Source organism: Spirosoma gilvum, from assembly GCF_054776815.1.
The window spans coordinates 499558-517883 of the sequence record NZ_BAAHBH010000004.1 but is presented as its reverse complement, the minus strand read 5'-3'; the positions used below and the strand labels follow the sequence as shown (position 1 = coordinate 517883).

20 protein-coding genes are annotated in these 18326 nt (G+C 46.0%); 4 read left to right on the top strand and 16 right to left on the bottom strand.

The window, feature by feature from the left end; all coding sequences use genetic code 11:
* Window positions 1-125 precede the first annotated feature (125 nt).
* On the top strand, window positions 126-800 hold the full coding sequence (locus ACYVFD_RS13560) for an SDR family oxidoreductase (RefSeq protein WP_461090673.1): 675 nt from the start codon (window positions 126-128) through the stop codon (window positions 798-800).
* A gap of 154 nt (window positions 801-954) precedes the next feature.
* A complete protein-coding gene (locus ACYVFD_RS13555) occupies window positions 955-1869 on the top strand; it encodes an ROK family protein (RefSeq protein WP_461090672.1) in 915 nt (304 codons plus the stop codon).
* A gap of 193 nt (window positions 1870-2062) precedes the next feature.
* Here the strand turns inward: ACYVFD_RS13555 and murB are convergent, their stop codons facing one another.
* Window positions 2063-3091 carry a UDP-N-acetylmuramate dehydrogenase gene (gene murB / locus ACYVFD_RS13550; protein WP_461090671.1) on the bottom strand — a complete coding sequence of 343 codons (1029 nt, stop codon included), beginning with the start codon at window positions 3089-3091 and terminating at the stop codon, window positions 2063-2065.
* A 122-nt stretch (window positions 3092-3213) separates the two neighbouring features.
* Between murB and ACYVFD_RS13545 the strand changes: the two genes are divergently transcribed.
* Window positions 3214-3804, top strand: a complete 591-nt coding sequence (locus ACYVFD_RS13545) for an SPOR domain-containing protein (RefSeq protein WP_461090670.1) — start codon at window positions 3214-3216, stop codon at window positions 3802-3804.
* Between the two features lie 82 nt (window positions 3805-3886).
* The gene (gene gmd, locus ACYVFD_RS13540; RefSeq protein ID WP_461090669.1) at window positions 3887-4999 is read left to right on the top strand and encodes a GDP-mannose 4,6-dehydratase; all 1113 of its coding nucleotides are present in this window, start codon (window positions 3887-3889) and stop codon (window positions 4997-4999) included.
* A gap of 82 nt (window positions 5000-5081) precedes the next feature.
* Here the strand turns inward: gmd and ACYVFD_RS13535 are convergent, their stop codons facing one another.
* The 15 genes from ACYVFD_RS13535 to ACYVFD_RS13465 form a co-directional block, all read right to left on the bottom strand.
* The gene (locus tag ACYVFD_RS13535; protein WP_461090668.1) at window positions 5082-6605 is read right to left on the bottom strand and encodes a Do family serine endopeptidase; all 1524 of its coding nucleotides are present in this window, start codon (window positions 6603-6605) and stop codon (window positions 5082-5084) included.
* A 509-nt stretch (window positions 6606-7114) separates the two neighbouring features.
* Window positions 7115-7876: a ribonuclease III gene (gene rnc, locus ACYVFD_RS13530; RefSeq protein WP_461090667.1), complete on the bottom strand. Its 762-nt coding sequence runs from the start codon at window positions 7874-7876 to the stop codon at window positions 7115-7117.
* A 3-nt stretch (window positions 7877-7879) separates the two neighbouring features.
* The gene (fabF, locus tag ACYVFD_RS13525; RefSeq protein ID WP_461090666.1) at window positions 7880-9130 is read right to left on the bottom strand and encodes a beta-ketoacyl-ACP synthase II; all 1251 of its coding nucleotides are present in this window, start codon (window positions 9128-9130) and stop codon (window positions 7880-7882) included.
* Between the two features lie 92 nt (window positions 9131-9222).
* On the bottom strand, window positions 9223-9462 hold the full coding sequence (locus ACYVFD_RS13520) for an acyl carrier protein (RefSeq protein ID WP_018617787.1): 240 nt from the start codon (window positions 9460-9462) through the stop codon (window positions 9223-9225).
* Window positions 9463-9664: 202 nt separating this feature from the next.
* The gene (locus ACYVFD_RS13515) at window positions 9665-10513 is read right to left on the bottom strand and encodes a TIGR01459 family HAD-type hydrolase (protein ID WP_461090665.1); all 849 of its coding nucleotides are present in this window, start codon (window positions 10511-10513) and stop codon (window positions 9665-9667) included.
* 73 nt (window positions 10514-10586) lie between these two features.
* Window positions 10587-11198, bottom strand: coding sequence for an SCO family protein (locus tag ACYVFD_RS13510; protein WP_461090664.1), 612 nt, complete (start codon window positions 11196-11198; stop codon window positions 10587-10589).
* Between the two features lie 16 nt (window positions 11199-11214).
* Entirely contained in the window at window positions 11215-11793 is a 579-nt protein-coding gene (locus ACYVFD_RS13505; RefSeq protein WP_461090663.1) for a toxin-antitoxin system YwqK family antitoxin, read from the bottom strand.
* Window positions 11765-12592 carry a YHYH protein gene (locus ACYVFD_RS13500; protein ID WP_461090662.1) on the bottom strand — a complete coding sequence of 276 codons (828 nt, stop codon included), beginning with the start codon at window positions 12590-12592 and terminating at the stop codon, window positions 11765-11767. The genes ACYVFD_RS13505 and ACYVFD_RS13500 overlap by 29 nt, the downstream gene beginning before the upstream one ends.
* A gap of 134 nt (window positions 12593-12726) precedes the next feature.
* Window positions 12727-13224 carry a toxin-antitoxin system YwqK family antitoxin gene (locus tag ACYVFD_RS13495; RefSeq protein ID WP_461090661.1) on the bottom strand — a complete coding sequence of 166 codons (498 nt, stop codon included), beginning with the start codon at window positions 13222-13224 and terminating at the stop codon, window positions 12727-12729.
* Between the two features lie 58 nt (window positions 13225-13282).
* Window positions 13283-14086, bottom strand: coding sequence for a YHYH protein (locus ACYVFD_RS13490; protein ID WP_461090659.1), 804 nt, complete (start codon window positions 14084-14086; stop codon window positions 13283-13285).
* 48 nt (window positions 14087-14134) lie between these two features.
* Window positions 14135-14686: a periplasmic heavy metal sensor gene (locus ACYVFD_RS13485; RefSeq protein ID WP_461090657.1), complete on the bottom strand. Its 552-nt coding sequence runs from the start codon at window positions 14684-14686 to the stop codon at window positions 14135-14137.
* Window positions 14665-14988 carry a hypothetical protein gene (locus tag ACYVFD_RS13480; RefSeq protein ID WP_461090655.1) on the bottom strand — a complete coding sequence of 108 codons (324 nt, stop codon included), beginning with the start codon at window positions 14986-14988 and terminating at the stop codon, window positions 14665-14667. Before ACYVFD_RS13480 ends, ACYVFD_RS13485 begins: the two co-directional genes overlap by 22 nt.
* 93 nt (window positions 14989-15081) lie before the next feature.
* Window positions 15082-15678 (bottom strand): RNA polymerase sigma factor, encoded by a 597-nt coding sequence (locus ACYVFD_RS13475; RefSeq protein WP_461090653.1) that lies wholly within the window; start codon window positions 15676-15678, stop codon window positions 15082-15084.
* Window positions 15679-15792: 114 nt separating this feature from the next.
* The gene (locus ACYVFD_RS13470; RefSeq protein WP_461090651.1) at window positions 15793-16833 is read right to left on the bottom strand and encodes an aminoglycoside phosphotransferase/kinase family protein; all 1041 of its coding nucleotides are present in this window, start codon (window positions 16831-16833) and stop codon (window positions 15793-15795) included.
* 88 nt (window positions 16834-16921) lie between these two features.
* Complete coding sequence (locus ACYVFD_RS13465) at window positions 16922-18295, bottom strand: glutamine synthetase family protein (RefSeq protein WP_461090650.1); 1374 nt, start codon at window positions 18293-18295, stop codon at window positions 16922-16924.
* Window positions 18296-18326 lie beyond the last annotated feature (31 nt).

Genomic DNA, 18326 nt, shown 5'->3' with positions numbered 1-18326 from the left:
AACAGTGAATGATAGTCATTCGGAAGAACCCCCGTAAAGATAGAATGGTTTCTGACGTAACTTGCGCCGTAGGCTAAACCGTGCGTTTTCTGCGCCAGATAAAGACCAACAAAGTTGTTTTACACATGAATCCACTAATTGTTGTAACGGGTGGCACCAAAGGGATTGGACGCGCCATTGCCGATCGGTTTATCAAGGAAGGCTTCGAGGCTATCGTTTGTGCCCGGTCTGTTGATGGTGTAAAAGGGCCTGGCTTATTGCCCATTGCTGCTGATTTATCGACCCGATCGGGTGTGAATACGTTACTGGACTATATTCAGTCGCTGGGCCGTCCGGTTGATGTGCTTGTAAATAATACGGGTATATTTCTGCCGGGTGAAATTCATCAGGAAGCCGAAGGGACCTTTGAGACGCTGATGAATACGAATGTTGCCAGTGCCTATCATCTGACCCGTGGCCTGGTTGGCGACATGATGGCGCGTCGACAGGGGCATATTTTTATGATGTGTTCTACGGCCAGCATCACGGCCTACACCAATGGCGGTTCGTATTGTATTTCCAAATTTGCACTGCTGGGAATGAGCCGGGTGCTACGCGAAGAACTGAAACCGCATGATGTAAAAGTTACGGCTATTTTGCCGGGCGCTACACTAACGGCTAGTTGGGAAGGCACCGATTTGCCCGAAGAGCGATTTATGAAAGCTGAAGATGTGGCCAATAGCGCCTGGGCGGCTTATTCACTGTCAAAAAGTGCTGTTGTTGAAGAACTATTAATCCGTCCACAACTCGGCGATATTTAAGGGTAGAAACAAATTGCAATTCCTTTAGGATAAAGTATGCGGAAACTCCTTAACCTATAATGGCTATTGACTGACCACTCTTTTGTAACTTGCACGCTCTTCATCGTTCTTGTATACAGACCATTATTCATTATTAAACTGATTATTGCTACGAATGGCTTCCGTTGAGTATTTGGGTATTGACGTTGGCGGTACAAACGTCAAAATGGGCATTGTCGATGCCAATACGGGTAAAATTTCAAACTTCTATAGCCACGATACCATCAGTTGGCGCGAATCAGGTCATTTTATCGAGCGCTTTGGCGATGCGGTTGCCCTTCAATTGTTAAGCAACAAAGACGTAAAAAAAGTAGGTATTGGTTTGCCCGGTATGCTAAACCGCGAGCGGACAATCCCGCTTGAAATCACGGCTATCCCAGAAATCAATGGTGAACCCATGGTCGAGTTACTGACCAAGCGATTTCTGGGTATTCAGTTTTTCTTGGCCAACGATGCCAACGCTGCTGCTTTAGGAGAGTATTACTTTGCCGAAGAGCGCATCACGGAAAACTACATCTTCATCACACTGGGTACGGGTGTAGGAGGGGCTGCAATCATCAATAAGAAAATTTTTACCGGGGGCGATGGAAATGCCATGGAGCCGGGCCACATCCCATCGCGTAATGGTCGGGTGCTGGAGCGCAACATCGGGAAAGTAGAACTGCTGCAACTGGCTAACGAACGCCGGAAAAATTATACAGGTGATACGCATTTGCCTGACGACGGCAGTATTTCAACAACAGGACTGGTAGCCGCTGCCGCCGAAGGTGACGAACTGGCGCTACAAATCTGGACTGAAGTTGGCGAAATGCTGGGTGAAGGTTTAGCCGCACTTATTAAAGTTCTGGATATCAAACAGGTATTGATTGGCGGAGGGCTATCTGCGTCCTTCGATTATATTTTACCAGCCGTCAATAAGACACTTGATTACTGGCTGAACCCGTATTATAAAAACGGCCTGAGCATCAAACGGGCTACCCTGGGCAACGATGCGGGTCTGCTGGGAGCCGCTTCACTTTGTTTTGAATAGAATATAGGCCTGTATAAATTTTTGAAAAAATGTAAAATGAGCGTTTTTGTCATTCCGACGAAGGAGGAATCTCAATGTAGCCTTAGTAATGGGTTAGAAAGACTTGAGATTCCTCCTTCGTCGGAATGACAAAAATTGCTTCTCAGCGTAAGTTTAAAAGGCTCTATAAAAGAAAGTCAATTGAACCAGAAGCCTATTTGACAATATTAACTTCAGGTGTAATCGTAATTCCATATTTTTCCTGAACTGAATCTTGTACCTGCTTTGCGAGCGTCAGAATTTGGTCGCCCGATGCATTGCCGTAATTGACCAGCACAAGTGCCTGTTTGGCATGAACACCAGCATCACCAGATCGGTAGCCTTTCCACCCGGCCTGCTCAATGAGCCAACCCGCCGGAACCTTCACCAAGTTGTCGTCGACCGGATAGCCGGGCAAAGTTGGATACTCAGCTTTTAGTGTGTCAAATTGAGTTTTAGGAATTTCAGGGTTTTTGAAGAAACTGCCTGCGTTCCCAATTTGAGCAGGGTCGGGAAGCTTACTGCGCCGGATTTGAATGACAGCATCACTGATGGCTTTTATGCTCAGCTTATCTTCCGAAACGCCCATCTCCGTCAGCGTTTCCTGAATAGCGCCATAACGAGTATGAAACGTTGGGGTTTTATCTAACTGTAACGTAACGCTGGTGATAATATATTGGCCTTTGAGTTCGCGCTTGAAAACACTTTCCCGATAGCCAAAGGCACAATCAGCATGGGTAAACGTCCGGGTTTGACCGGTTGGTATGTGTACTGCGGTTAGTGACTCGAATACCTGCTCCAGCTCAACGCCGTACGCACCAATATTTTGCATAGGCGCTGCACCAACCGTACCTGGAATCAGCGATAGATTTTCAACACCCGCATACCCATGGTCGACGCAAAACATAACTAGTTCGTGCCAATTGACACCACCACCGGCTTTCAGGTAAACATGGGTCTCATCTTCTCGGACAACGTCGATACCCTGTAGGTTAAGCTTAACGGCCAACCCGTCAAAATTTCGGCAAAGCAATATATTACTACCTCCGCCAAGAATTAATTTAGGGTTATCAAGAAATTCGGATAATTGAAGCAACGTCTGAAGATCATCTTCGTTACTAATGTCGACCCAATACCGCGCGCTGGCATCAATCCGAAACGTATTATACGGTTTTAGCGACACGTGGCTTTGTATATTCAGCATGAATTCGGCTTAATAGATGCCCAAAATTAACTAAAATCCAGCGTGGGTTTATACCGGAATACATAGGGTTAGGCGATTGGAATGACAAAATGGCTATTTTTGCGTCATACAGAACAAAAGTTATGCGTTGCAGATTAGGTATTGTGCTCATACTAGGTGTACTGACAATTACGGGTTGTGCCAGTAGTCGTTCGGTTTCGTCAGGTAGCTCGGCGACAGATTATAATAGCTATAACGAAGATTTGGCTTCCGTACGGCCTGTATACAATGCGAATCCAACATCCGCAAATTCAACTACCACCAATCGCCCTACAACGCCGGTAACTAACCCGACGAATACCCCTCGTCGGACGGATAATCGGAAACCCAATGCACCAATTGAAGCCCTGCATATCAATCGTAAACTGGATCTGGTACTGGATACGATTGCAACCCAAAATCGATCGATTCGGTACGCACCGGGTTATCGAATTCAAGTGTATGTGGGTAATCAGCGTCAGGAGGCCGAGGCCGCTAAATTGATGGTTTCGCAGAATTTTCCAGAGTTAAGTCCTTACCTCAGTTATAACCAACCAACCTATAAGTTGAAAGTGGGCGATTTCATGCGCCGACTGGATGCCGAACGTTATTATGCGTCAATTCGTCGATTAATCGCATCGGCTCAATTACAGCCCGATAAAGTAGATATTCGGCGTAGCCTATTAATAAAGTAATTTTAATATAACGTCAAATAAATGTTAATTTAGAAGTGTTTACGTAAACTTACGCACGCTTCAACCTAGATAGTAAGAATATATGAAAAAAGCGTTGATTACCGGGATTACGGGCCAGGATGGGGCCTATCTGACTGAATTATTACTGGCTAAAGGCTACGAAGTACACGGTATTAAACGCCGGAGTTCTCTATTCAATACGCAACGGATTGATCACCTGTATGAAGATCCGCATGAGAAAAAAATACATCTGAAACTTCACTACGGCGATCTGTCCGACTCTACGAACGTCATTCGAATCATTCAGGAAGTACAACCTGACGAAATTTATAATCTGGGGGCCATGTCGCACGTACGGGTTAGTTTCGATGAGCCTGAATACACGGCTCAGGTAGATGGTATCGGAACGCTACGGATTCTGGAAGCCGTACGCTTGCTGGGTTTAACCAAAAAGACACGTATCTATCAGGCATCAACGTCTGAGCTGTATGGCGGTGTCCAGGGCCACGCTCAATCGGAAACCACGCCTTTTTACCCTCGCTCGCCCTATGCTGTAGCTAAACTGTATGGCTACTGGATTACGGTGAACTATCGGGAAGCGTACGACATGTTTGCTTGTAACGGTATCCTGTTTAACCACGAATCACCATTGCGGGGTGAAACCTTCGTAACCCGTAAAATCACCCGTGCCGTTGCTCGTATTGGCTTAGGCTTACAAGACAAGGTCTATATGGGCAATCTGGACTCGCTGCGAGACTGGGGTCATGCTAAAGATTACGTAGAAGCCATGTACCTGATCCTGCAACAGGAAAAACCCGAAGATTATGTTATTGCCACGGGGGTAACGACCAGCGTTCGCGATTTCATCCGGATGGCTTTTGCTGAAATTGGTGTTGAACTGTCTTTCTCCGGTGAAGGTGATGCTGAAGTAGGAACGGTGGCTAGTTCAACAAACCCTGACTTCCCGGTTGAAGTTGGTAAGGCCGTTGTATGCATCGATCCACGCTACTACCGTCCAACCGAAGTAGATCTGCTGCTTGGCGATCCAACGAAAGCAATGACGCAATTGAACTGGAAACCTAAATACGATTTGCCAGCACTTGTAAAAGACATGATGTCGGCCGATATCGACCTCTTCCGTCGTGACCAACTCCTCGCGAAGAGCGGTCACCAGATTCTGAATTATTACGAATAAAAGCAGAAAGGAGTAAAGGAAAAGGGCCAAAGGATATCAATCATATCCTTTGGCCCTTTTCCTTTACTCCTTTCTGCTTTTATTAAACAGGCACCGCGTAGTAGTACATCCGCGAGCTGTTGGGGTACATGCCAATCAGCATTAAGCCTTCCCCTTCTTTCACGCTCGACATAATGGTCTGAAGGTCTTTTGTGGTTTTAACGTTTTTACCGTTCGCTTTCACAATAATGAAACCTTCTTCTACGTCTGTTTCTGCCAGTTTACCGTCAGTGATTTTCTTCACCCGAACACCACCAGTAATACCTAATTGCTTAGCATCCTGAGCGGATAGGTCTTCAAATTGAGCACCCAGCGAGTTCAGCGAGGTAGCCGATGGGGTAATGTCAGTTTTCTTGATGATGTCACGACCACCATTCCGGTTGCGAAGTTCCACTTTGAAATCGCGTTCGGTACCATCCCGGTTAACCGTTACAGTCAGTACATCACCTGGGCGACGACGGCCAATGATTTCACGCATCTGGGCGTCAGAATCCAGCGGCTGGCCTTCCATTTTGATGATAACGTCCCCTTTTTTCAAACCGGCAGCTTCAGCAGCGCCGTTGTCAACCACCTGATCTACATAGATACCACGACCAATTTTAACGTTTTTATCTTTAGCAACCGTGCTGTTCAGTTCGATTGGCATGATACCAATATAACCACGTTGTACGTTGCCATATTTCAGCAGGTCGGCCGACACTTTTTTCACGAGCGATACAGGCACAGCAAAGCCGTATCCACTGTAATAACCCGTTGCCGAAGCAATCGCTGAGTTGATACCGACCAGCTCACCGCGCAGGTTGACCAGTGCACCACCCGAGTTACCTGGGTTGATAGCCGCATCCGTCTGAATGAAGGCTTCTACAGGAGAATCAGGTTTCGCATCGTTTTTATTGATGTTCTGATCGAGGATACCAATCCGACGACCTTTAGCGCTCACAATACCAGCCGTTACCGTCGATTCGAGGTCCAGTGGATAACCAACGGCCAGCACCCATTCGCCAAGTTTCAGAGCGTCTGAATCACCCAGTGTAATGGCAGGCAGGTTGTTGGCATCTACTTTAATAACAGCCAGGTCGGTCAGTGGGTCAGTACCAATAACTTTAGCTTTGAAGCTACGCTTGTCGGTCATAATTACCTCTACTTCGTCGGCATCCTGCACAACGTGGTTGTTGGTAACAATATAACCATCCTTACTGATGATTACGCCCGAGCCCGAAGCCTGTCCTTGTTGACGGCGGGGTTGACGCTGTCCACCACCAAAGGCATCATCGCCAAAGAACTCCCGGAAAATATCGGGAACTTGTTGCTGGCGAACCGTGCGGGTCATCGTCGTACGAATATGGACAACCGTAGGGGTTACGGCTTCAGCGGCAGTCGAGAAATCGCCTGGAGCAGCCATAGGGCCACCCGGCATTGACGCCAAACGACCCGTGATAGCTGGGAAGGGCGACGATTCATTAAAGATTACATCCCGGCTGTTGAAACCCAACAGGTTGTAAGCGGCCAGCGTTATGGCACTCGAAAGTACAGCTATTAACGCTATTAATTTCCAGTTGCTTTTCATGATTGATTGGGAAATCTAATTGCTTTCTTTTTGTGTTAGAAACTTATTGTTTACTCTGTTAGTATAACGGAATGGGCTTCTGAAAAATCCGGGTAATGTGTGTCCTTAACAAAATTTAACAGGGCTTTGTTAAGGGGCCTTTAAGTTAATGAAAAGCCTGCAAGAAAATCTCACAGGCTTTTCATTAAAGTTGAATTAACCAGTGATTTCGATCTGACGAGGTGGTTTTACTTTTGCTTCTTCGCGCACACAAACTTACTCATGACTTTCTATTAAGGTTTGTGTTGAGAGATAAGTTAACAAAGACAGTAAGCTTATTTCAAACCACGTGCCAATAGAAAAACCATAATAATTCAAGCCATTTTGACATTTCTTTAGTGGAAGATAAGGTGGTTTCAGGACAAGATGGCCTGAAAAATGACAGAATTTCACTATCACCACGTTTAAGTTCGCTCAACAGGAACTAACCTTGTGGCTAATAGGCTACGAAAATTGTGAATTAAACAGACTTACTTGATAGCCAGTAGTTCGAACGCTTTCTCAGCGGCTGCCTGTTCGGCTTTTTTCTTGCTATAGCCGCTACCCGTTGAGAATGGTTCGTCATCAACCAGAACCTGGGCAATAAATTCGCGGAAGTGGCTGTTGCCTTTTTCAGAAACGATCTCAAAACGAATCTCTTTGCCTTCGCGCTGCGCCCATTCGATCAGACGACTTTTGAAATTGCCATTGTTCTGAACGACCGATTCAATGTCGTAATGAGACAGTAAATTTTTGAGAATGAACCGACGGGAAAAGCGGAAGCCTTTATCCAGATAGATAGCACCGACCAATGCTTCGAGTGCATCGCCATACATAGACGTACGAGCGGGAAGGCTCCGAGTCCGGCTTCCGTCGTATTCAATCAACTGATCGAGTCCGATTTTGCGAGCGATTCCATTCAGCGTCTCGCGATTGACAATGCGAGAGCGAATTTCCGTGAGGAATCCTTCGTCTTTATAGGGGTACTTTTTAAAAAGAAATTCAGCAATGACCATGCCCAGGACAGCATCTCCCAGATACTCCAGCCGTTCATTCGATTCCCGGAAGCCTTCGATAGCCGTTGCTTTGGAGGCTGACGTATGGCGTAAAGCCAGTTGATACAAACCCAGATTGGACGGACGTGCCCCAATGATATGACCAATGGACCGGCGTAAATTTTTACGCGGATCATTGTGGCCAGATCGGAACCACGCGAGGGGATTGAATAAACTACGTGGCAAAGCGAGTTGCACGACTCAGCTAAGTTTACGGAAAATGACGATAGCATTGTGCCCTCCAAACCCAAATGCATTGCTCATGACGGTTGTCAGCGGACGAGCCTGAGCGACATTGAAGGTTAAATTGAAGCGCGGATCAATTTCATCGTCGTTGGTAAAGTGATTGATTGTTGGTGGAACAAGTTGATGTTCCACTGCTTTTAAGCACGCGATTGCTTCAACAGCGCCAGCAGCTCCTAATAAATGGCCTGTCATAGATTTGGTTGAGCTAATATTCATTTTGAATGAATGCTCACCAAATAACTGGTGAATCGCCTTCAACTCCTGTGGATCGCCAATAGGGGTTGAGGTGCCGTGGGTATTGATATAATCAATTTCATCAGGTGCAATACCGGCATCGTTTAAGGCATCCTGCATAGCCAGAAATGCACCTAACCCTTCGGGGTGCGGAGCCGTAATGTGATAGGCATCTGATGACATACCGCCACCAATTAGCTCAGCATAAATTTTAGCTCCCCGAGCCTGCGCGTGCTCATACTCTTCAAGAATGATCGACCCTGCCCCTTCGCCCATAACAAAGCCGTCGCGGTCTTTATCATAAGGCCGAGATGCCGTTTGAGGAGAATCATTGCGCTCCGATAAAGCCCGGTTGGCGTTGAAGCCACCGATGCCTGCTTTAGTAACAGCCGCTTCTGAACCACCCACTACACACATGTTGAGTCGACCCAATCGAATGTAGTTGAACGCATCAATGATGGCGTTGTTGGTGGAAGCACAGGCCGAAACGGTTACGTAGTTGGTACCCCGAAATCCGTAGCGCATCGAAATCTGGCCCGATGCGCTATCGGCAATCATGCGGACAATAAAGAAAGGATTGATACGCGGAGTGCCGTCGCCTTTGGCATAATCGATCATTTCATCCTCAAAGGACTTGAGACCGCCGATACCTGACCCCCAAATAACACCGATTTTATTTTTATCAAGAGTATCGAGATTTAACTCGGCATCCCGAACGGCTTCGTCGGTAGCGATGAGTGCATAATGCGTAAATGCATCCATCTTACGGGCTTCCTGCCGGGGGATGTATTGGGAAACGTCCAGCCCTTTTACTTCGCAGGCGAATTGCGTACGAAACTTGCTGGCGTCAAACTTCGTAATGGGACCGGCCCCGCTTACACCGGCTGCCAAGTTGTTCCAATAAGTGGTTACATCATTGCCAATGGGTGTCAACGCACCGAGGCCGGTCACTACTACTCGTTTGAATGTCATACAGCTATACTGCGTAATGAAAAAGAAAAACAACGCCAAGCTAATTAATGTTGGCGCTGGCTTTCGGGTACTAAAAGACTTCCAGCAAAAACTTATTTGCCGATGTGTTTTTCCAGATATTCGATAGCTAAACCAACCGTAGAGATTTTTTCAGCCTCATCGTCTGGGATAGGGAGATTGAACTCTTTTTCAAATTCCATGATCAGCTCAACCGTGTCAAGCGAATCGGCACCAAGATCGTTGGTGAAGCTTGCTTCTGGGGTTACTTCTGACTCTTCAACACCTAGTTTCTCAACAATGATATTCTTAACTTTTTGTGCAATGTCCGACATTTTCGTAGTCTGTTCTAGTTAAAAAACTGCGCAAAGAAACGTATTTACCTTGGTATTATCAAACAATTTTTTAGGATGTAAATCGTTTCGTATAGTTGCTGTACTTAGCCTAAGTTTGTGAAAAACAGCTTGTTATTGACAAAAAACAGGTAAATGAATTACCCATCATAAAATGACTCAAACTGGTAAAATCTAGCGAAGTTTACCGTATAACTACCGATTTACAGACATAAGTAGGGATGATCCCCGTACTGCGAATCTGTACTTCAACATCTTGTGGTTGGGTATTTCCAGTTAAGACAAGTGCGGTATCTAGCCCAAATTTATTACCACCCAGAATATCAGTTTTTAAGGTATCGCCAACCATCAGAATGTCGCGTTTGCTAATGTCGGCGGCATTGTCGAGCCGTTCATAGGCAAACATGAAAAGCTGGGCGTCGGGCTTGCCGAATCGGATAAATTGCTTGCCTACGATACCTTCAATCATTTTGGCCACTGCCCCAATGGCTATGGAAATCCGATTTTTGGAAACCGGGTATGTAGCATCCGTGTTGGCTACAATAACTGGAATGTTTCGTTTTCGGAGCAGATTGACGGTTTTGGTCAGGTCGGTGTTCCAGTCAAAGCCTTCGTCGTCAAGTAATACCAGTGCGTTGATATCGTCAATATCTTTCAGGTCGACACGGCTGATTGGCAGAGTGGTTAACCCGGTAGTTTCGAGGTAATGGGCCGATTTTTCAGTACCCAGGTAAGCAACGGTGCCATTGTGAACCTTCAGGTCGAGGTATTCGCGGGCGAGCATACCCGATGAAATAATGCGCTCAGGTTTTATAGCATAGAATCCCTGTCGATAATAGGATTCAGCCAATTCATGCGGCCCTCGTGATGCATCATTGGTCAGGACATAAAAATCCTTTCCATTTTCCTGAAGCCAATCGAAGGTTTTTTCAATGCCGGGAAGTATCCCTTCTGAGTTTTTCAAAACGCCGAACGCATCGAAGAAAATGACTTTGTATTTGGCCGCTACGGTTTTGAAATCAGCAAGTTGCATAAAGGAATAAAATAATAGTGTGGCTTAATACCACCTATAGATTATTCGTAAAAGTACAATTTAAGCCGAATTTTCAATCAGTTTCTTTTCTTAATGTCTTGATGTCGGCTATAAGTTGCTGCATCTCAAGTTCAAGGGTACCGTTGTAAATGCCTCGAATGCGTTTATGTTTATCAACCAGCAGGATGTGTTCGGTATGTAGAAAGTTTGTGCTGTCTTTGCTGAAACCTAGTTCTTCTTCGGCAAAGTAAGACTGGCGGGCGAGTTGATAAATAGCCGATTTGTTGCCTGTCAGTAAATGCCAGTTTTTCGACCGGATGCCATTCGTCTGGCTGTATGTTTTCAGCCGGGCAACGCTGTCAATCCAGGGTGTAACACTGTAAGAGAGCAAAACCAGATTTTCATCGTTTGGAAATGCTTTCTCGACCAATTGCATGTGTTTGGTCATTTTAGGGCATATGGCTCCGCAAGAGGTAAAGAAAAAATCGGCCACATGAATTTTACCCTCAATAGCCTGCTGCGTGACTGTTGCCCCATTCTGGTCTGTAAAGGAAAAATTACCGATCGTATGAGGCACTTTTTCAGCTACTTTAGACCCCGAGTCGATAAAGATTGGCGTAAAATCGGGGGTGTTGTAATAGGGCAACTGTTGAATGGTGTCGGTTTGGCAGGCGATCCATAGCATAGATATTGATAGTAAACTACCGTTTAAAAATGCTGTCTGCAACGTTTTTACAGTTTTTGGTACCCAGTAAGCCATAACGCCTATCGTCTTTGATGATGTAGTTGGTTTTGATTTTGCCTGTGGTAGACCAGCTTTGCTGAACACCTGATTCCTGCCCTTTTTCGTAATTCATATTCCTGAATAATTTCCCGTTGGGAAACCATTCTTTATAGCTGCCCTCAAACATGTCATTTAGGAAATGATACTCGAACATGAGTTTCCCATTTTCGTACCAGCCTCGATGGACTCCTTCTTTTCGCCCACGTACAAATAAGCGCTCTTCGCGAAGCCGATGATTGGCGTAAAAGAGTTTGGCTATACCATGTTCTTTTCCATCCAAAAAAGGGACTTTAAAAAGCGTATCGCCATGTGCATCTGTTGAAAACAAGATGCCGGTAATGGGTTGATTCAGGCTATAGGAAATACCCTCTCTAGCCTGAATCTGAGCTTTATTCGCGTCAATATAGGTGATTGGTTCGCTGGAATGCTGGCAGGCAACCCAAAGACCTGCCAGCAACAGCACAAACTTACTTCGTCCAGGTGCCAGCTGTGCCATAATAACCATTCCCATTAATATAGGGAGCATCGGCCGTAGTATGATAGTGGTAAATTCCGTTGGGATAGTCGGCTGTTGCGCTGGTATGACCGTGGTATACATCCAGATCGCTGCTGGTAAGTGTTTTCCCATTTTCGACCGGCCCATAGAGGGGAAAGCCATCCAGTAAGAATCCTATTAGACTACTGCTGCCTTTGGTAGAGGTTAAATAGCTAGGTTCAATATGATAATGATACTCACTGAACGGAGTCGGATGGCCGCCATATAAATCGAAGGAGACATACTCGCCAGCTCCCGGTGTCAGGAGTTGATTTTCCATCTGATACTGATTAAACAGTGGAACACCATTAATGGCTACCCCGATGGTGGCGGCTCCTAAAGTTTTATGCGTGGATGCTACGGCTGGGCTTTTGGGAATTTTAAATGTATAATTGAACGAAACGATTGTATTGGAATTAGCATGAAACCCCGAACGCGTATCGGCTACATAAAGGAACGATTCCCACTGCGTTCCCTTATAGTAAGGCGTTTTGTGATCGGGTAAACCCGTTGATTTGATAACGATGTAATCGCCTTCGACATAAATCTGGGAAGCACCATAAATCTTTTTATAGACGTCGGGTACGCCTGTGCCAATTGATGTGGTAGTGCTAGTGGTGGTTGCTGTAGAGCTGCTGGTGCCGGTAGTTGAGCCAGTACCTGGCGATACGCTATCATCGCTTTTAGTACAGGCGGCAATGGTTAAGCCCAACGCTACGGTTAGGCTACTGAGTAATGTAATTGTGTGTAGTCGATTCATAAAAAATAGAGTGGGTTTACCTGCCTTATGAAGCACAGGTAGTTTAAATGACAATATGACGAACAAAGCGCCTTAAAGTTTCTAGCTGGTTTGATTAAGATTTAAAAATGCCTGAGGAATAAAACGAGGCTGACTTATAACTTGAACAGGCTATCGGTTGTATTTACGCAGTTTTTGGTTCCTAACAAGCCATACCGTTTGCCCGAGATCATGACATAGTTGGCTTTTATTTTCCCGTTTTCGTAAAACTGTTTTTGCGGACCCTCTTCGTAGCCATTCGTATAGGTCATTTCTTTTAGTAACAACCCCGATTGGCTCCATTCTCTGCAAACGCCATTGTACTCCCCATTCTCAAAATGATAGGCCAGCTTTTTGGTGCCATTGGGCCACCAGGCAAGATAGTCGCCGGTTTTTTGACCGTTATTGAAGAATCGTTTCTCCGCCAGTTTTCCGGCTCCATAGAATCGTTTCCACTCGCCGTGTTCTTTTCCGTTTAGGAAGCCAACAACTTCGACCGTATCTTTTTCATTTTCGGATAAGGTATAAACAATGCCCGTAAAGGGATGATTATTTGCTACCGCTAATCCGTTTTGCTTCGACAGGTGTACGCTTATCGCATTGAAAGTCTGCATCCTGCCTGACTCCAATGAACCAGAGCAGGATTGAAGAACAAGCAAACCGAGCGCTATTTTATTTAGAAAATGTACCCGGCGTACCATAATAGCCACTTCCGTTAATATAAGGATCGCTTGTAGTAATGTGGTAATGGTAAATCCCGTTCGGATAATCGGCTGTTGCGTGCGTATGACCATGATAGGCATCTAACGAAGTAGCCGCAACGGTCGCTCCATTTTCTTCGGGACCATACACTGGGAAGCCATCTAATAAAAAGCCTAATAGCGAAGATTTTGTGCTTTTCACAGTCGTAAGGTATAAAGGCTCTACATGATAGTGATACTCTCCGGTTTGGGCTGGGTGGCCCCACCATTGGTCAAAGGAGACAACCTCGCTGCTAAGTGGCTGATTGTTGCCCGCATATTGGTTAAAAAACGGGACGCCATTCAGCGAAATGCCAATAGGGCCGAGGCTGGTAGCTGTATGCGAAGAAGCTACTTTGGGGTTCAGTGGTATTTTGAAGGTGAAGTTTTGAGCAGTAATTGTGTTCGGGTTTTTCGAAAACTTATTTCCGCCGAAGGTTGTCCCGGTAAAGTTTTCGTACAGGCTACTTGAAGTCGCATAGTAAGCACTCTTGTGATCAGGTGTCCCAGACGTTTTAATATAGACGTAAGTTCCATCGGTCGTAATGCTGGTAGCGCCATAGATTTTCTTGAATACGTCGGGTACGCCCGTACCTACCGATGTAGTTGTACTGCTAGTTCCCGATGTTGAGCCGGTGGTCGATGGGTTGACCGAGTCATCGTTGTTTTTGCAGGCAATAAATGTCAGTAGACCAAAAAATAGGGTCAGGACAGTAAATGCGTGGGATCGCTTCATAGCAAGTGTGATTTAGTTACCAGCTTAGACGACACCGCTTTCGCATTCCTACTGTCTGGGTGGAAAATTTTCAGGCGGCCCATCAGGACGACCGCCCGGAGGTTCGTGACCAGGCCTTCCAGGTGATCGTTGTCGTTGACCAAAGAGACGAGCCAGTTCATCGACCAACTGCGTAAAATAAGCTTGTTGATCAGGCCGACAAAGGGCTTTGATTTTCTGGAAATGAGCAAAATTTACTTCCGCCTGTTGCCGTTGGTTATCCGCGATCTTTTGAGTCAATGCCTGCTCTTTAACCGAATCAGGTTGTGGCTCACTCAGCAGATGATAATAGGCCCGAAACAACTGAACCGATTCGTCGTTCAACTGCCGGGTTTTCTCCTGATGTTGCCTAACCATTTTCCAGTACTGCTGTTGCTGGCCTTCGTCGAAATGGAGCCGCTCGATAATGATGCGGGCGGGTCCTTCGCGGCTGGGTAGTGGGCCATGACGCTCGTTGGATAGAGGGAAGAAGTCCGATTTAACGAACACAAAGCCAATGGTCAGCAGATTGAGTAAAAGTAGGGCAATAACTGAGAAGGTTAGTAGTTTTGTCCGCTCCATAAATCGTACGGTTGATAGGTAGACGGATATAAGTACATATCCGACACAACAGTGTTCAAATCGGAGGTGTCGTGCGTTTTTGGCGTTGACGGCCTTTCGATAATTTGCCAGTTAAGCAGCAGCAATAAGGCGAAAGAAGCTACCGTAAGCCACACCGTTCGTGCTGGCACATACACTGGGATATGTTTTGCCAGTAGTCGATTTTGTAGTTTGGCATAAAGAAATGGACTGGGCTCAGCTCGTTTCATTCCCTCAAGACTGCCTAGTACATCGTTTATCCATTTATCTTTTTCTGGTTCCATACTCAATCAGACGACAAATCGTTGTGATTCCTACGGACAATAGTCAATTGTTTTTGGTTGTGAGTCGATTGTATTTGCATTCACCATTGACAATTAGCCATTGCTGGCTATCGATTTATAAAAACTGGCTAATTGTTTCCGTAAATTCTCATTGGCTCGCTGTAATAACGACTCAACCGCACCAACCGTTACAAGCATAATACGAGCCGCTTCAATATTGGTTAATCCCTCAATTCTCGTCAGAATATAGGCCGTTTTTTGTTTATCGGGTAATTGGTCAATTGCCTGGAACAGTCGGGAAGCGTTTTCCTGATTTTCCAGAGCGATACCGGGATGAAAAAAATCGGTAGGATGATGAAGGGCTTCGCCGGTATGGCTATCGAACAGACTGGTCAGAAAGGCAAAGCGTTTCTGCCGTTTTTTGCGCTTTTGAAAATCAAGCGCTTTATTGACAGTAATTTGGTAGATCCAGGTCGTAACCGTTGCTTCACCTTTAAAAAGGCCGACGGACCGAAATACTTCAACAAATACGTCCTGGGTAATTTCTTCGGCATCTTCACGCGAATGGATATAACTAAGTGCTGTATTGAACACTCGGCTTTTGGTGAATTCGTAAAGTTGCCGGAAAGCAGGTTCGTCTCCTTGCCGGATCGATTCAATCAGTAATGAAAGGTCTGGCGGAGCAGGCATTGAGCGTCACAGAGCGATAGAAATAGTTATTCAGTAGTTATTGCTGGTCATTAAGTGGCCATATGGATTTACAACCAATGACTATAAATGACCATCAATGCCTACCGAATGACCTTACATTCCCAGCGCTTTCAGAATCTTTTCCGCATCAAACGTTTCGATAGAGGGGAAATAGGTCTGGTATGCCTCACGCTGTAGTTTAGTGGCATACGTTCGATGGAAAAAATAGCGACCGTATTTTATGACGTAGTTGAGTATAAAAAATCGATACGCTTCGGGCAGAAACCGAATTTCGTTCTCCGTCAGCGGATATACCGCATGATACTCCTTCAAAAATAACAGGAAGCGTTCTTCCATCAATGGACCTATGACGTAACTGAACACGGTTCGGTCACCCACATTGGACACAACGCGGCTGAAAAAATAAAAATCCATGACCCGGTAACTCACTCTAAACCAATCGTAATCCCAGCGAGAGGATAGTTCGAAGTTAGGCGTAACCGAAAAGTTGCCAATGTTCCAGTCGACAAATACAGGCATGGTTTCGACAATACCGGCTACGAGTTTCTGTCGATTTTCCAGAAAAAGATTGCATTGCCGTTTTAGCTCTTCCACGTGCATCCGATGCTCGAACTGACCCGCTTCCGTGTCGAGTAAATCCCGTAAGTCCCAAATATCGGAGCGGAGGGTTTTACTGGATTTGGGCAATACAGGGCTAACTCGTGAGCAGGCTTTATGGAATTTGGCAATCTGACGACCCAGCATCTGAATTTGATGATCTTCCAGTCGCCGGGGAAGCTTTTGCTGAATACGAATAGGATTATAGAAAACTACCCAGGCATCGATATAACCGTTTTTGTACCGATACGTGTATACCTGCCCGTCGCGTACGAGCGATTTCGCCAGTACATTTTCGAAGGGAAATAGTAGGTTGTTGGCCAGTGCATGGATGATCCGGTGATCTTCCAGAAAATGTTCGAATTTGCCGAAGTAAGACAGTTTGGCAATGACAATTCCACCATCCTCAAACCGTACCCGGAAAACGTGGTTGGTTGAAACACGGGCACTAATATCCTCAATGGTATGAATCGGCACCGACGGGTCAAAATCAGCCCATGCCTTTTTTATAATAGAATGATAATCAACTAGACGCATAACTAGCTGTCCTCGATTTACAGTTTTCGGTTTATAGTGGGCTGATGCATCAATAATCTTAGCACCAGTCCACTGTAAACGAAAACGTTTAAATAATTTCAAAATACCGCTTCAACTCCCAATCACTGACCTGGCGGAGATATTGCCGCCATTCCCAGTTTCGGGTGCGTGTAAAGTGGTCAACAAATTCAGCTCCAAACAGTTCGGCCGCTACTGGCGAACGGGCCATTGCCTGCGTGGCTTCGTCCAGATTGGTAGGTAAAGTACCGTTTCGTTTATCGGCATATCCATTCCCAACCGAAGCCGGAATGTCGAGCGTTAACTTATGACGGATTCCATACAAGCCTGAAGCCAGCGATGCGGCAATGGCCAGATATGGATTCGTATCGGACCCCGACACTCGGTGCTCTACACGTGTATAGGCTTCTTTGTGATTCAATACCCGAAGCGCCGTTGTGCGATTATCTACCGACCACGTAATGGTTGTTGGTGCCCAGGCCCCCTCAACCAGTCGCTTGTAGCTGTTGATGGTGGGAGCAAACATGGGGGTTATATGGGGCAAACAATACAGTTGGCCAGCCATGAACTGCCGCATCAATTCGCTCATCTGATTCGGCTGACTGGCATCAAAAAATAAGTTTTTCGTTTGATCGGCTGTCCAGAGACTCTGATGAATATGGCCGCTACAGCCTGGTAGGTCGGCGTTCCACTTTGCCATAAAAGTGGCTACAATACCATGTCGATAAGCGATTTCCTTAACAGCCGTTTTAAACAGAACCGCCTTATCTGCCGCCCGAACGACCTCGTCGTGCATAATAGCCGCTTCGTAAACACCGGGGCCGGTTTCGGTATGAAGCCCTTCGAGCGGAATGTCGAAACGGGCTAATAAGTCGAATAAGTCGTGGTAAAAAGCACTTTCGAGGGAAGGCCGCAGGATCGAATAGCCAAACATGCCCGGAGTCAGCGGTTCCAGATTTAAAAAGGACTTTTCCTGTAAGGTCTGGGGTGTCTCGCGAAAATTGAACCATTCGAACTCCTGCGCAAATCGGGCATGAAAGCCCATCTGCTGGCATTGCTCCGCTATTCGTTTTAGCAAACTCCGAGGGCAGGAAGCTAACGAATAGGCGTTGGGTTGCTGCCCTGATTTTTGGCTAAAATCGGCCAGAAAGAATGGAATATTATCTTGCCAAGGTAGTTGCCGAAACGTCGACACATCAATTCGCACTGGAGCGTCTGGATAGCCGGAATGCCAGCCTGTCGTATGACCATTATCGTAAGGGGTATCAGACGAATCCCAGCCCCAGACTACATCACAAAAGCCGAAACCATCCTCCAGGCCATCCAGAAATTTTTGTCGATGAATGATTTTACCCCGAAGCACTCCGTCGATGTCCGTAAACGCATACTTGATTTTAGGACTATCGCTTTGCTTGATGAAGTCAATGATGGCTTGCTGGTTCATGATGAAGAGATTCGGTAGATCGTTACCTGAA